This is a genomic window from Streptomyces sp. P1-3 (assembly GCF_050613155.1).
In the GTDB taxonomy this organism is placed as follows: Bacteria; Actinomycetota; Actinomycetes; order Streptomycetales; family Streptomycetaceae; genus Streptomyces.
In genome coordinates this window covers 5684648-5698895 of record NZ_CP192512.1, presented here as the reverse complement: position 1 = coordinate 5698895, position 14248 = coordinate 5684648, and the positions used below count along the sequence as shown (strand labels likewise).

Annotated in this window: 14 protein-coding genes and 1 other RNA gene; 7 read left to right on the top strand and 8 right to left on the bottom strand. The window is 73.9% G+C overall.

Annotation, left to right across the window (positions count from 1 at the left end; all coding sequences use genetic code 11):
- Positions 1–11 precede the first annotated feature (11 nt).
- Positions 12–848 carry a glycerophosphodiester phosphodiesterase gene (locus tag ACQUSR_RS24265; protein WP_431044722.1) on the top strand — a complete coding sequence of 279 codons (837 nt, stop codon included), beginning with the start codon at positions 12–14 and terminating at the stop codon, positions 846–848.
- 95 nt (positions 849–943) lie between these two features.
- Here the strand turns inward: ACQUSR_RS24265 and ACQUSR_RS24260 are convergent, their stop codons facing one another.
- Positions 944–1555, bottom strand: coding sequence for a TetR/AcrR family transcriptional regulator (locus ACQUSR_RS24260; RefSeq protein WP_431044721.1), 612 nt, complete (start codon positions 1553–1555; stop codon positions 944–946).
- A 158-nt stretch (positions 1556–1713) separates the two neighbouring features.
- Between ACQUSR_RS24260 and ddaH the strand changes: the two genes are divergently transcribed.
- The gene (gene ddaH, locus ACQUSR_RS24255) at positions 1714–2538 is read left to right on the top strand and encodes a dimethylargininase (RefSeq protein WP_431047802.1); all 825 of its coding nucleotides are present in this window, start codon (positions 1714–1716) and stop codon (positions 2536–2538) included.
- Between the two features lie 104 nt (positions 2539–2642).
- Here ddaH and ACQUSR_RS24250 read toward each other — a convergent pair whose 3' ends face one another.
- From ACQUSR_RS24250 to ACQUSR_RS24235, 4 genes are all read right to left on the bottom strand, one after another.
- Positions 2643–3650: a small ribosomal subunit Rsm22 family protein gene (locus ACQUSR_RS24250; protein WP_431044720.1), complete on the bottom strand. Its 1008-nt coding sequence runs from the start codon at positions 3648–3650 to the stop codon at positions 2643–2645.
- Positions 3651–3972: 322 nt separating this feature from the next.
- The gene (locus tag ACQUSR_RS24245; RefSeq protein WP_431044719.1) at positions 3973–5133 is read right to left on the bottom strand and encodes a serine hydrolase domain-containing protein; all 1161 of its coding nucleotides are present in this window, start codon (positions 5131–5133) and stop codon (positions 3973–3975) included.
- A complete protein-coding gene (locus ACQUSR_RS24240; protein WP_431044718.1) occupies positions 5103–6455 on the bottom strand; it encodes a multidrug effflux MFS transporter in 1353 nt (450 codons plus the stop codon). The genes ACQUSR_RS24245 and ACQUSR_RS24240 overlap by 31 nt, the downstream gene beginning before the upstream one ends.
- 86 nt (positions 6456–6541) lie before the next feature.
- Positions 6542–8206, bottom strand: coding sequence for an alkaline phosphatase D family protein (locus ACQUSR_RS24235; protein WP_431044717.1), 1665 nt, complete (start codon positions 8204–8206; stop codon positions 6542–6544).
- Positions 8207–8396: 190 nt separating this feature from the next.
- Here ACQUSR_RS24235 and ACQUSR_RS24230 point away from each other — a divergent pair, with 190 nt between their 5' ends.
- Both ACQUSR_RS24230 and ACQUSR_RS24225 read left to right on the top strand, forming a co-directional pair.
- Positions 8397–9155, top strand: a complete 759-nt coding sequence (locus ACQUSR_RS24230; protein WP_431044716.1) for an SDR family oxidoreductase — start codon at positions 8397–8399, stop codon at positions 9153–9155.
- 279 nt (positions 9156–9434) lie between these two features.
- Positions 9435–10304, top strand: a complete 870-nt coding sequence (locus ACQUSR_RS24225; protein WP_431044715.1) for a PhzF family phenazine biosynthesis protein — start codon at positions 9435–9437, stop codon at positions 10302–10304.
- Here the strand turns inward: ACQUSR_RS24225 and ACQUSR_RS24220 are convergent.
- Positions 10301–10651, bottom strand: coding sequence for a MazG-like family protein (locus ACQUSR_RS24220; RefSeq protein ID WP_431047800.1), 351 nt, complete (start codon positions 10649–10651; stop codon positions 10301–10303). The two genes, ACQUSR_RS24225 and ACQUSR_RS24220, sit on opposite strands and share 4 nt — an antisense overlap.
- A gap of 44 nt (positions 10652–10695) precedes the next feature.
- Here ACQUSR_RS24220 and ACQUSR_RS24215 point away from each other — a divergent pair, with 44 nt between their 5' ends.
- From ACQUSR_RS24215 to ACQUSR_RS24205, 3 genes are all read left to right on the top strand, one after another.
- Positions 10696–11304 (top strand): hypothetical protein, encoded by a 609-nt coding sequence (locus tag ACQUSR_RS24215; RefSeq protein WP_431044714.1) that lies wholly within the window; start codon positions 10696–10698, stop codon positions 11302–11304.
- 272 nt (positions 11305–11576) lie between these two features.
- On the top strand, positions 11577–11801 hold the full coding sequence (locus ACQUSR_RS24210) for a holin (RefSeq protein ID WP_431044713.1): 225 nt from the start codon (positions 11577–11579) through the stop codon (positions 11799–11801).
- 98 nt (positions 11802–11899) lie between these two features.
- Positions 11900–12106, top strand: coding sequence for a hypothetical protein (locus ACQUSR_RS24205; protein ID WP_431044712.1), 207 nt, complete (start codon positions 11900–11902; stop codon positions 12104–12106).
- Positions 12107–12142: 36 nt separating this feature from the next.
- Here ACQUSR_RS24205 and rnpB read toward each other — a convergent pair.
- Positions 12143–12544, bottom strand: an RNA gene (gene rnpB / locus ACQUSR_RS24200) — RNase P RNA component class A.
- Between the two features lie 75 nt (positions 12545–12619).
- Positions 12620–14077, bottom strand: coding sequence for an RNB domain-containing ribonuclease (locus ACQUSR_RS24195; protein ID WP_431044711.1), 1458 nt, complete (start codon positions 14075–14077; stop codon positions 12620–12622).
- Positions 14078–14248: the final 171 nt, after the last annotated feature.

Below are 14248 nucleotides of genomic sequence, written 5' to 3'. Positions count from 1 at the left end.
AGCGTTCCCTTATGGCCTCAAGATCCCTCATGGCGGCGATGCTGACCGTCGCGCTCTCCACGGCCACGACGGGCGCGACCTCCCCCGCCGAGCGGTCCGGCGCGGCCAGGCCGCCCGCCCCTGCGCGGCTCGCGAAGGTCACGTACACGGCGCACCGCGGCGGCGCCCTGGAGGTACCCGAGAACAGCATGTCCGGGCTGGTCGCCACCTTCGAGCGGGGGCAGGCCGACGTACTCGACGTGGACAGCCGGGTACTCAGGGACGGCACACTCGCGGTGATCCACGACTCGACGCTGGACCGCACCACGTACGCGACGGGCGCGGTGACGGAACTCACGCTGGCGCAGTGGCGCAAGGTGCTGCTGCGGCCCGACCCGTCGCTGCCGGGCCCCTGGCGGCCGGAGCCGCCGCCCACGGTCGAGGACGTGCTGGAGCGGTTCGGCGGACACACGCAACTGGTCGTGGAGCTCAAGGACCCCGCCGGACTGCCCGCCCTGGCCCGGATGATCAGGGACCGGGGGCTGACCCGCTCGGTGTACATCAACACGAACGCGCCGGGCGTCGCCCGGAAGGCGCACGACCTGGGCCTGCTCACGCAGCTGTGGCGCTCGCACGCCCAGATGCGCGACGACGACCCGGCCGCGTGGCGCGGCTACGTCGACGTGCTGGACGTGGAGCACCGGGCGCGGGACGCGGACGTGCGGCGGGCGGTGAAGTCCGGGATCCGCCGGGTGTGGGCGCATACGGTGAACATCCCCCAGGAGCGCGACCGGATGCTGCGGCTGGGCTGCACGGGCGTCATCACGGACGCGCCGGGACTGATGGTGCGCACTCCGGTGAGGCCGTGAGCCGCCGATGAGCCCGCGAGCCAGCCGACGAGCCCGCGAGTCCGGCCGATGAGGCCGTGAGTCTCCCGGCGCGCCCCTGACCCGCCGCCCGTCCGTCAGCGCGGGGCCAGCCCGCGCAGCGTCATCTCCACGACCGCGTCGGCGTGCTCATGGCTCAGCGGCAGGGTGCGCAGCAGCCAGCGGTGGGCGATCGGCCCGACGAGCAGCTCCAGAGCGATCCGCGGGTCGATGTCCGGGTCGACCTGGCCGGCCTCCTGGGCGGCGCGCAGCCGCTTGACGTACAGCTGGAGCTGCGGCTCCAGGAGGCGGGAGACGAATTCGGCGCCGAGTTCCGGATCGACCACTCCCTCGGCGGTCAGCGCGCGGGCGGGCAGGTCGTACTTGGGCGAGTTCATCTCGTCGACCGTGGCCCGCAGGACCAGCTTGAGGTCGGCCTCCAGGTCGCCGGTGTCCGGCAGCTCGTACCCACCGCCCGACTCCGCCGCGGCCCCCTCGCCGGGGGCGGCGAAGGCCTCCAGCAGGACCGCCGCCTTGGAGGGCCACCAGCGGTAGATCGTCTGCTTGCCCACGCCCGCCCGGGCGGCGATGGCCTCGACGGTGAGCTTCGGATACCCCAGTTCGCCGACGAGTTCGAGGGCGGCGTCGAGAATCGCCCGGCGGGAGCGCTCGCTGCGGCGACTGGCGTCGGGGGCTGTCTTGTTGGCCATGGCCCCAATCTACCGGCATGCGAGTCGATACGTATCGTCTCAGTATGTGGATTTCACCCGTAAGGTTCATGTACAGCGGTGCGCCAGGGTGGACTATTTGATCCGTGTACGACAACCCCGTACACGGTCAACACCACCGTGAGGAGCCATCGTTGTCCTTGCGCAACGCTGCGCGCCGTGCCACCGCGCGCCGCTATCTGATGTGTCCGCCGACCCACTTCAAGGTCACCTACTCCATCAACCCCTGGATGGACCCGGCCAAGCCGGTGGACCTGCCGCTGGCCCTGGCCCAATGGGAGGACCTGCGGGACCGGTACCGCGACCTGGGCCACACCGTCGAGGAGCTCGAACCCCACCGGGAACTCCCGGACATGGTGTTCGCCGCGAACGGTGCCACCGTCGTCGAGGGCCGGGTGCTGGGCGCCCGGTTCGCCCATTCCGAGCGGACCGCCGAGGCCGCCGCGCACCGAGCCTGGTTCCGGGCCCACGGCTACGCGGACGTGTACGAGCCCGAGCACATCAACGAGGGCGAGGGCGACTTCGCCGTCACCGCCTCATGGCTGCTGGCCGGCCGCGGCTTCCGCAGCAGCCCGCTCTCCCATCCCGAGGCCCAGGAGTTCTTCGGCCGCCCGGTCATCGGCCTGGACCTCGTCGACCCGCGCTACTACCACCTGGACACGGCGCTGTGCGTGCTGGACGACTCCACCGACACCGAGGTCATGTACTACCCGGGCGCGTTCTCCGCGGGCAGCAAGGCCGTCCTGGCCCGGCTCTTCCCCGACGCGATCATCGCGGAGGAGACGGACGCGGCGGCTCTCGGCCTGAACGCGGTCAGTGACGGACGCCATGTGCTGCTGCCGCAGGCGGCGGTCGGGCTGTTCGGCCCGCTGCGGGAGCGGGGGTACGAGCCGATCGGCATGGACCTGAGCGAACTACTCAAGGGCGGCGGCAGCGTGAAGTGCTGCACGCAGGAACTGCGTTGACCGGCTGAACACGCCGACCCGGCGGTCGGGCTGACCGGCCAGTGGGCTGACGGGCCCGTCGGACTGACCGGGCTGACGCCCCGATCAGCCTGCTGACGCCCCGATCAGCCCTCCTCGGGCGGCGGCCAGGCGTCGCCCCAGCCCGTGTCACGGGCGGCACGGTAGAGCGGACCGTGCCGCTTCGTGACGGTCTCCCGGCGCAAGCCCTCCTCCGCCGTGCACAGTTCGAGCAGCACCTGCCCCTTGCGGATCTGCGGCTTCCGCACCACCCGCGCGGCCGCCGCGGCACCTTCGTCCCGCACCGCCGCGACATAGCTGAACTTCTCGTCCTCGTACGGCAGCGACCCGCCCTTGACCTGCCGGTGCAGCGAGGAGCGGCTCACCCGCGCCGCGAAGTGGCACCAGTCGGTCCCGGGCTCGATCGGGCAGGTCCCGCTGTGCGGGCACGGGGCCACCACCCGCAGCCCGGCGGCCACCAGCCGGTCCCGGGCCTCGCGGATCCGCAGATAGCCCTCGGGCGTCCCCGGCTCGACGACCACCACGGCCCGCGCCGCGCGGGCCGCCTCCGCCACGACCGCGCGCCGCCCCTCGTCGGTGAGCTCACCCAGGACGTACGAGACGGTCACCAGCTCGGTGTCCGGGATCCGCAGCCCGGCCCCGATGACCTGCCGCCGCCACTCGGCGGCCCGCAGCGCCGGGTCGCCGGACGCCCCGGCCAGCTCCCGCCCGAGCGCCAGCGCGGCCTCGGCCCAGTCCAGCACCACCGTCGTACGGTCCGCCCCCGGCCAGGCATCGGCGACGGCCCAGCTCGCGGCGCCCGTACCCCCGCCGACGTCGACGTGCGACGCGGGCGTGAACGCGGGCATCACATCGCGAAAAGCACCCAGCGCGGCCCGCACGGCCTCGAACGTCGCGGGCATCCGATAGGCGGCGTACGCCGCCACATCCGACCGGTCCCGCAACACGGGCGCGTCGGTGGGCGTCCGCCCCCGGTAGTTGGCGATCAGCCGCTCGACGGACTGCGCGGCCTGCTTGGGCGGCAGACCGTCCAGGAGCTGCGCCAGCGCGGCGGGGAGGGTGTCACCGGCGGATACGGCTTCGGGGGCGTGCATTGCACCGATTCTACGGCGCGCGGTCCCCACCCTCGCCGGCCACCGCTGGGCGTCCCGGCTGCGTCCAATATGCGGCTCCGCCGCGTGGGGGGCTCCGCCCCCGGACCCCCGGGCGTCACCAGCCCCTCAAGGGCAGCCCGAGACGGACGGGGGCGGCCGCGGCCCGACGGCGGGAGGCGGCGGGGCCGCAGGGGCGGGTCCTGGAGGCCACGTGTATTTGTGGCGTAAGCACCCAGACGCCGACCTCACCGCGCACGCGCCGTAAATAGACGCTCCAGGGCCCGCCCCGGAGGCCCCAGCCGCCGGCACCCGACAACGACGCTCAACCCGCCCCCGCCCCCGCCCGCGCCACCCGCACCACCCGGGCCAGCGCCGTCGCCGCGGCCGCACGCGGCGCGCTGCCACTCGCCCGCCGCCGCGGGTGCACCGTATTGGCCAGCAGCACCAGAAAGGCCCCCGTCGCCCGGTCCAGCACCAGGCTCGTCCCCGTGAACCCGGTGTGCCCCGCCGCACCGCGCCCCGCCAACTCCCCCATGAACCACCCCTGGTCCACCTCGAAGCCCAGCCCCGGCGCGGCCAGCAGCAGATCCACCGAGTCCGCGGCGAGGATCCGTACGCCCTCGTACGCGCCCCCGCCCAGCAGCGCCCCGCAGAACCTGGCCAGATCCCCGGCGGTGCCGAAGAGCCCGGCGTGCCCGGCGACCCCGCCCAGCGCGTACGCGTTCTCGTCGTGCACCACACCGCGCAGCATCCCGCGGTCGAGCTTCGCCCAGGGCCGCCGCTGGTCCTCCGTCGCGGCGACGCGGGGCAGCAGCGCGGCGTGGGGGCGGAAGCAGGTGTCGCGCATCCCCAGCGGCCCGGTGACCACATCCCGTACCAGCTCGTCCAGCGGCCGCCCCGTGATCCGCTCCAGCACCTGCTGGAGGATAAGCAGGTTCAGGTCCGAGTAGCACCGCGCGCCGCCCGGCGCGGTCAGCGGCGCCTCGGCGCGCAGCAGCTCCAGCATCCGCGCGGTCCCGGCGCACTCGTACAGCGGCAGCTCGGGCCGCAGCCCCGAGGTGTGGGTGAGCAGCTGCCGCACCGTGACCCCGTGCTCGGCGGCGGCCGTGAACTCCGGGGCGTACGCGGCGACGGGCCGGTCCAGCTCCAGCGCCCCGCGCTCGACGCACCACACCGCGACCACGGCGGTGCACAGCTTGGTCAGGGACGCCAGGTCGAAGACCGTGTCGCGGCGCGCGGGCACCCACCGTTCGCGGGGCAGCTCCACGCCCCGGTCAGCCGCCTCGTCGTACGAGGCGTAGCGCACGGCCCAGCCGAAGGCTTCGTGGGCGAGCGTGTCCGCGCCGTGTCCGGCGAGCACGACCGCGCCCGCGCACCAGGGCCGCTGGCCCTCGGTGAGCGCGGCCACGCCCCGTACGAGCTGATCCACCCCGCCGAGCCCAGCCGACCCGTTCAGTCCGTCCGTTCCCCGTTCCGCCGCCATGGACGGCACAGTCCCACGAAGCACCCGACCGCCGCGAGCGCGCACCCCAGCTGGACCAGGGTCATCGGCACGGCCGTCCGCTCGCCCGCGATCCCGACCAGCGGCGAGGCGACGGCGCCGACCAGGAAGGAGCTGGTGCCCAGCAGCGCCGACCCCGACCCGGCGGCGTGCCCGGCCCGCTGGAGCGCCTGCGCGTTGGTGTTCGCCATGATCAGGCCCATCGCGGACATCAGCCCGAACAGCCCCGCGGCCATCCCGGCCAGACTGGCCTTTCCGAACACCCCTGAGGCCAGCACCAGCAGCACGCTCGCCGCCACGGTGATGGCGGTCAGGCCCACGGCGATCACCTTGTCGGGGCTGACCCGGCCGACGAGGACCTTGCCGTTGAGCTGTCCGACGGCGACCAGCCCGATGGAGTTGAGGCCGAAGAGCAGGCTGAAGGTCTGCGGCGAGGCGCCGTAGATCTCCTGTACGACGAACGCCGACCCCGAGACGTACGCGAACAGCGCGGCGAAGGCGAAGCCGCCGGCCAGCATGTAGCCGGTGAAGACCCGGTCGGCGAGCAGTTCGCGCATGGTGCGCAGCGCCGGCCCGAGGCCGCCGCTCTGCCGCCGCCCGGGCGGCAGTGTCTCGTCGAGGCAGCGCCAGACCAGCACGGTGAGCAGGGCCCCGACGACGGTCAGGACGACGAAGACGCCGCGCCAGTCGGTGATCCGCAGCACCTGGCCGCCGATGACCGGCGCGATGATCGGCGCGGTGCCGGAGATCAGCATGAGGGTGGAGAAGAACCGGGCCATCGCGACGCCGTCGTACAGGTCGCGGACCACGGCCCGCGCGATCACGATCCCGGCGGCGCCGGCCAGGCCCTGCGCGATCCGGAACCCGACGAGGAGTCCGGCCGTGGTCGCGAAGGCGCACGCGGCGGTGGCGAGGACGTAGATCACCATCCCGGCCAGCAGCGGCCGGCGGCGCCCCCACTTGTCGCTCATCGGGCCGACGAGGAGCTGGCCGAGGGCCATGCCCGCGAGGCAGGCGGTGAGGGTGAGCTGGATGGTGGCGGCGGGGCTGTGCAGCGCGTCGGTGACCTCCGGCAGGGCCGGGAGGTACATGTCCATGGAGAGCGGCGGCAGCGCGGTGAGCCCGCCGAGGACGAGTGTGGTGAGCCAGGCGGTACGGCGGGTGGCGGCCCGCGGCGCGGCAGGAGCGGGAGCGGAGGCGGGGGCGGGGCCCGGCGAACCGGGCCCGGGTATGTCGCCGGGCTCGGATACGTCGCCGGGCCCGGATATGTCATCGGGTGTGGTCGGGTGGCCGGTCTCCGGCATGGGGCAGCTCTCCGTACGTCGGGGGATCCGCCCCATGCTCTCAGCTCACTGGTCGGCGCACTGGTCGACGGCGGAAACCTCCGACGTCAGACCTGCCGCAGCCCGGGGTTTCCGGCCTCGGTGGCGAAGGATGCCGCGGTGCTCAGCGTGCCGCCCGGCGCGGTCACCGCCGAGACGGTCCTGTAGTCGGCGCGGGCCTGCTCGCCGTCGAGGGTGACCACGGTGTAGCCGCGGCGGCCGTTGTAGAACTTCAGGTGCGGGTTGGCCGCCATGATCGTCGCCCAGTTGGCGGGCTTGTCGGCGCCGTCCTTGCCGCTGCTGACGGACGTGCCCACGAACTCAACGCCGGCCGTCCGCGAGGCCGGGTCGTCGAAGTCCTTCTTGATGTCCATGGCGTAGCCGACGTGCACGTCGCCGGTGAGGACGACGAGGTTGGCCACGCCCGCCTGCTCGGCGCCCGCCAGGATCCGCTCACGGGAGGCCGGGTAGCCGTCCCAGGCGTCCATGCTGAGCTTGGAGCTGGCCTCGGTGGTGTTCTTGCGGCGGGAGAAGACGACCTGCTGCGGCAGCAGGTTCCAGGTGGCGGTGGAGCGGCGGAAGCCGTCCAGCAGCCAGCGCTCCTGCGTGGCGCCGGTCATCGTGCGGGCCGGGTCCTCCGACTGGGGCCCGGGGTACTGCCAGCCGTCGCCGTACGCCTGGTCCGAGCGGTACTGCCGGGTGTCGAGGATGTCGAGCTGCGCGAGCCGCCCGTAGTGGAAGCGGCGGTAGAGCCGCATGTCGGGGCCGTAGGGGCACTGCGGCATGCGCAGCGGCATGTTCTCCCAGTACGCGCGGTAGGCGGCGGCCCGGCGGATCAGGAACTCCTCCGGCCGGTTGCCGTTCTCGTCGGTGCCGCCCGCGTAGTTGTTCTCCGTCTCGTGGTCGTCCCAGGTGACGTACCAGGGGAAGGCGGCGTGCGCGGCCTGGAGGTCGGGGTCGGTCTTGTACAGGGCGTAGCGCAGTCGGTAGTCCTCCAGGGTGACCGTCTCCCGGTTGAACAGGTCGGGCAGCGTGCGGTCGGTGTAGCGGCGGGCCCCGCCGACGGCGTCGACCGCGTACTCGTACTGGTAGTCGCCGACGTGGAAGACGGCGTCCAGGTCCTCCTCGGCGAGGTGGCGGAGCGCGGTGAAGTACCCGTCGTGGTACGCCTGGCAGGAGGCCAGGCCGAAGCGGGCCTCGGCGACGCGGATGCCGCGGGCGGGCGTGGTGCGGGTGCGGCCGACCGGGCTGGTCCAGTCGCCGGCGCGGAACCGGTACCAGTAGACGCGGTCGGGGGCGAGGCCGCCCGGCTCGACGTGCACGGTCCAGTCGAACTCGGCGTGGGCCAGGGCGGTACCCCGGCGGGCGACCCGGGCGAACCGCTCGTCGTGCGCCATCTCCCAGGTCACGCGCACCACGCCGGTGGGCGGCAGACCGTGGCCAGGCTCGTACGGGCGCGGGGCGAGCCGCGTCCACAGCACCACGGAGTCCGGGAGGGGGTCGCCGGAGGCCACGCCGAGCGTGAACGGGTCGTCGGCGAGGGCACGCGGAGACACTTCGGCGGCGTGGGCCCGCGGCAGGTTGGTGGTGAAGGCGAGTACGGCGGCGGCTGAGGTGGCGGTCAGGAAGCGCCGGCGGCCCAGGCGGGCGGCGGCGGCCCTGATCCTCCCCCGAACTTCGTCCGGGGGTGCCCCCAGGTGGTGCGCGGCGTGTCGGTCAGCTTGGTGTGCCATCTGTCCCATGTGGCCTTCCCCTGACGTGAGGTGACAGGGGAATTGGAGTCGAGAGGAGCGGCGAAGTATTGACCCGTGCACGACACAGATATGTCACGGAGGTGAGCTGTGCATCCGCAAAGGGCATTCGGCGCAATCCGCCGAACCGAGGGAGCACCCCGCCCGCTCGCGTCGCGTACGCTGCCGCCCCATGAGCCAGATCAACATTTTGTCGAAGGTCGCGATCGTGACCGGCGCGGGCTCGGGGATCGGCCGGGCGGTGGCCCTGGAACTCGCCGAGGCGGGCTGGTCCGTGGCGCTGGCCGGCCGCCGGGCGGAACCTCTCGCCGAGACCGCACGGCTGGCGGGCCCGGGCACGCTGCCGGTACCGGCGGACGTCGCCCGGCCCGCCGAGGTGGACGCGCTGTTCGCCACCGTACGGGACCGCTTCGGCCGCCTGGACCTGCTGTTCAACAACGCGGGCGGCTTCGGGCCGCGGGTCCCGGTGGAGGAGCTGGCGTACGAGGACTGGCAGGCGGTGGTCGACACCAACCTCACCGGGGCGTTCCTGTGCGCACAGGCCGCGTTCCGGATGATGCGCGCCCAGGATCCGCGGGGCGGGCGCATCATCAACAACGGCTCCATCTCGGCCCATGCGCCCCGGCCGCACAGCATCGCGTACACGGCGACCAAGCACGCGGTGACGGGACTGACGAAGTCGCTGTCGCTGGACGGCCGCCCGTACGGCATCGCCTGCGGACAGATCGACATCGGCAACGCGGCGACGGACATGACGGAGGGGATGAGCGCGGGCATCCTCCAGGCCAACGGGCAGATCGCGGCGGAGCCGGTGATGGACGTGGCGGACGTGGCCCGCACGATCCGCCATATGACGTCGCTGCCGCTTGAGGCGAATGTGCAGTTCGCGACGGTGATGGCGACGACGATGCCGTACATCGGGCGGGGCTGAGGGGAGCCGGGCGGCGGCGGGCCGAGGGTTGCTCGCCGTTGTCGGGTGCCGGCGGCTGGGGCCTCCGGGGCGGGTCCTGGAGCGTCTATTTACGGCGCGTACGCGGTGAGGTCGGCTTCTGGGGGCTTACGCCACAAATACACGTGGCCTCCAGAACCCGCCCCTGCGGCCCCGCCGCCTCCCGCCGTCGGTCGCGGCTCCGCCCGGCCCCGCGCCGCAGGCGCCGCACCCCGGACCAGTCGGGGAATAACCGTGGGCCGGCACCCTGTTGGGGCGATCATGACGACGCACCAGGCACCCGAGGTACTGCGGTACACCGCCTTCTCCACCGACCCCGCCGGCGGCAACCCGGCCGGCATCGTGCTGGACGCGGGCGGGCTGGACGACCAGACACGGCTGGCGATAGCCGCCGAGGTCGGCTACTCCGAATCGGCCTTCCTCAGCGCGGCCCCCGAGGGCCTCGGCGAGCCCGACCGGGCGTACACCCTCCGCTTCTTCAGCCCGCTCGCGGAGGTCTCGTTCTGCGGGCACGCCACGGTCGCCACCGCCGTCGCGCTGGCGGAGCGTGTGGGCCCCGGCGACTTCGTCTTCGCCACGCAGGCGGGCACAGTCCAGGTGGCGGTGCGCGCGGCCGACGGCGTCCTGCGTGCCACGCTGACCAGCGTCGAGCCCCGTGTGGAGCCGGCCGCCGAGGCCGAGGTCACCGAGGCCCTGGCGGCCCTGGGCTGGGCCGTCGGCGACCTCGATGCGGCGCTGCCGCCGCGCATCGCGTACGCGGGCGCCCGCCACCTGGTGCTCGCCGCCGCCACCCGCGAGCGGCTGGCCGACCTGGACTACGACTTCGACCGGCTGGCGGCGCTGATGCGCGCCCTGGACCTGACCACGGTCCAGCTGGTGTGGCGCGAGTCGGAGACCGTCTTCCACGTCCGGGACCCGTTCCCGGTCGGCGGGGTCGTGGAGGACCCGGCGACGGGCGCCGCGGCCGCCGCGTTCGGCGCGTACGCCCGGGAACTGGGCCTGGTCACCGCGCCGGTCACGCTGACCCTCCACCAGGGGCACGACCTCGGGCGTCCGGGCCTGCTGGAGGTGGAGCTGCGCGCCGACGACCCGAGGGTCAGGGTGACCGGCGCCGGGACGCGTATCCCCTAGCAGCGCTCGGCGACGCGCCGCAGGTGTGCGGCGAAGACCTGGCGCGCGTCCGGAGTGAGGGAGGCCAGGGCGACCATCGCCGTGATGATGACGTCGCACAGCTCGGCGTGGACGTCGTCCCAGGAGTGCGTGACCCCTTTGCGGGGGTTCTGACCGGTCACCCCGATCACCGCCTGGGCCACCTCCCCCACCTCCTCGGACACCTTCAGCAGACGCAGCAGCCGCTCCTGCTCCGGCGGGCCGGAGCTGCTGCCGTCCAGCCAGGCGACCAGCCGGTCGACGGTGTCCCAGGGGCTGCCGGAGGGCCGCGCCGCCCCGGCCTGTTCCCGGCCCTCTTCATATGGCATGGTCATCCTCTCGCCGTCCTCCTCACGACCGAAGAGAGACCGCCGTGCGATCTCTGCCGCTCACGCTGGGCGCCCGGCTCCTGCCCGTCGCCGTCCTCGTCGCCGCCGCTCTGGCCATGACCACCGACAGCCACTCCGACACGCACCCCGAGCCCGCCTCCTCGCCTCATCCCCCGACCAGCGAGCCCGCACCCGAGGCCCGCTGGACCGCTCCACCCGGCGACCCGTGCACGGCGGTCCCGGCGGGAACCGTCAAGGAGCTCGTACCGGGCGCCGAGCCGGGCGGCTCCGTGCTGAAGACCACCGACGCCGAGCGCCGCACCGGCTGCTCCTGGCACGCGCTGCACGGCTACGACTACCGCTGGCTGGACGTCACGTACGACATCAGGCCGCAGGGCGACGGCGCAAGCCGTGGAGGCGACGGCGGCGAGCCGGTGCCGGACCTGGGCGACACCGCGACCGTCAGGGAGCGCGTCACCACCGACGACGGGCAGCAGACGCGCGAGGCGGTCGTCGTCGTCCACCTGGGCAACGCGGTGGTGACGGTGACATACAACGGCAGCGACTTCGAATCAGGCAAGGCACCGGGCGCGGACGTGATCCGCGAGGGCGCGCTCACCGCGGCGAGAACGGCCCTGAAGGCGCTCCACTGACCAACCGCGGCGACGCGCCCCTGTTTCCGGGCCAGTTGACGCGCCCTCGTTCCCGGGCCAGTTCCTCCGGACGGGACCGTTCCAGCGGGAGCGGAGCCGGGTATACCCCTGACACGGCAACTGACGTGCTACGACGCGCGGTTCGCACGCGACTCCCCCACCCTGACCTGGCGCGGCGACGCCTGCGCCCGGCCAGGTCCCGCGGCGCCTCCGGCAGCTCACCGCGCACGTCACGCCCCCAACCGATCCCACCCCCGTAGGGAGGTCCCTCCATGGCCAAGAAGGTGGAGCGCAAGGTCACATGGGCAACGGTCGGCGGTCTCGCCGCCGGTGCCGCCGTCACCCTGCTGAACGCGACCGTCGGCGACGCGGAGCTGATGGGCTCGCTGCCCTCGGTGCTCCAGTACGCCATCACTCTCGTCGCCCCGCCGCTGATCACGTTCCTCAGCGGCTACGCCGCCCCGCACACCCCCCGCACGGCCGAGGCGACGGGCTGAGGCCCCACCGCTGCCCGTGCACCGCGCCGGTCCCGCACCCGTGGGGAGCCACGGGTGCGGGACCGGCGACGGAGCAGCCAGAGAAAGGAGGTACCGCGGTGGAGTTGGCGAACGTGGTGTGGGGTGGTCTCCTCGTCACCGGGGCCGTGTTCGAGGTGTGGGCGCTGACCAACCGGACGTCGGGAGACACGCTTTCGGAGCGCGTGCGGGCCTGGCTCCGCACGCACACACGGCCGGGACGGGCACTGTTCGCGGTCGCGTGGACGGGGTTCGCCGCGTGGTTCCTGCTGCACATCCTGAGCTGAGCCGACGCGGCCCCGAAGGGCGATCGAGATCGGCGGCGGACGAGTCGGCCTGTACGCCGGGTTCTGTCTCCCATGGGCCTTGCGGCCCGTGGGGAGGCGGCCATCCATCTAGGACCGGTGTTGCCACCGGCCTCGTGCGGTCTACCCGCGGACTCGGGCGGGCAGCCCTCGATCGTCCGCGCAGAGCCGTCAGCCGACGGCTCCTCTTGACCTTGCTCCGGGTGGGGTTTACCGAGCCGTCCGAGTCACCTCGGACGCTGGTGGTCTCTTACACCACCGTTTCACCCTTACCGGGCGCCTCGCGGCCCCCGGCGGTCTGTTTTCTGTGGCACTGTCCCGCGGGTCACCCCGGGTGGGCGTTACCCACCACCCTGCCCTGTGGAGCCCGGACGTTCCTCGGCGGGGTCTGCACCCCGACGCGGCCGCCCGGCCGGCTCGTCCGCCGTGTCGACCATGCTACCCGCAGGAAGCGGGCGGATCGGACCGGGCCGCACGGCCGCGGTCGGCGTGCGGTCACGCCGGTGCGAAGCGGACCTTCGCCCGGCCCGGGTCCGCCGCCAGCACTCTGACCCGCAGCGGGCGGCCCAGCGGGAGCGGCGGGCCCGCCGGGTCGGCGTCGACGCGGCCGACCACCGCGGGGTCGTAGAGGTGGACCGTGCCCCGGGTGGGTTCGTCCTCCCGTACGTCCACCACGTAGCCGTCGAAGACCTCACCCACCCGGTTCCGCAGCACCGCCGCCTCCACCAGGTCCACCGATTCGCGCTCCGCCTCGTTGGCGCGGCCCGCCCCGGCCGCCATCTCGGCCGGCAGCGTGTCGAGGGCGGCGCGGGCCCACTCGGGTGGCTCGGCGCCGTCCGCGGCCGCCAGGCACAGCTCGCCGGTGTAGCGGTCGACCAGTCGGCGCAGCGGCGCGGTGCAGTGGGCGTAGTCGTCGGCGAGTGCGGCGTGCTGGGCGCGGGAGCGGTCGGGCGGGTCGCCGTCGAAGGCGGTGTATCCGGCGCCGCGCAGCAGCGTGGTGCACTCCTGGAGGAAGGCCGCGTGCTGGGGGCGGGCCGGGTCGAGGGAACGGATGACCTCGGCGTACGACGTGCCGTGCGGCCAGTCCACGTCGAGTGCGGCGGCGACCCGCCGCAGCCGCCCGACGGCGCCGCCGGGCGCGGACGGCAGGGTGCGCAGGATGCCGGTGCCCGCGGTCAGCATGAGGTCGGCCGCGGCCATGCCGGTCATGAGGGAGAGCTGCGCGTTCCACGACTCCGCCGGGAGCGGCGCCCGGTAGGCCAGGGCGTAGCCGTCGCCGTGCGGCTCGATCCGCTGCTCGGGGACGACGAGCGAGATGCCGCCGCGCGCCCGCTCCAGTTCCTCGCGCAGCAGGCCGACGTCGCGCAGGAGGGACAGCGGCTCCTCGGCGGCGCCGCTGTCGATCTCGCGCTGGACGCTCGCGTAGTCCAGCCGCGCCCGGCTGCGCACCAGTGCGCGCCGCACGTGCGCGAAGACCAGTTCGCCGAAGTCGTCGAGATCGAACTGCCACAGCAGCGCGGGCCGGTCCTGGTCCAGGAGCAGGCTGGCCGCGCCCTCGCTGAGGACGTCGGGGTGGAGAGGGACCCGGCCGTCGGGGAAGTAGAACGTCAGTACGCGCCGGTGCGCCTCGGTGTCGAGGGCTCCGCCGGGGACGACGAACGCCGCGACGTCGGCGATGGCGTAGTGGATCCGGAAGCCGCCGCCCGGGCGGAGGGCCAGGAACATCGCCTGGTCCAGGTCCATGGAGCCCGGCGGGTCGATGGTGAACAGCGGGATGTCGGTGGCGTCGACCAGGTCGGGGAGCGGCCGGTGACGGGCGGCCGCCGCCTCGGCCTCGGCCAGCACCGGCGGCGGGAACGCGCCGAGCAGCCCGAGTTCGCCGCGCAGCGCGCGCAGCGCGGCGCGCAGCTCGGCGCCCTGCGCTTCGGGGAGGCGCATCGGTCGGCGGGGCATGGCTCCGAGCGTAGGCGCGAGCCGCCCACCCGGCACGGCGAGCGCGGGCCGGCGTCGCGGCGGGGGTGAGCGCGTGGCCGGCGTCTCGGCGGGGGGGGGTGAGCGCGGGCCGGCGTCGCGGCGGGGTGGAGCGCGTGGCGGCCGGGGATGCGGGGCCGGGGCGTCTCGGGG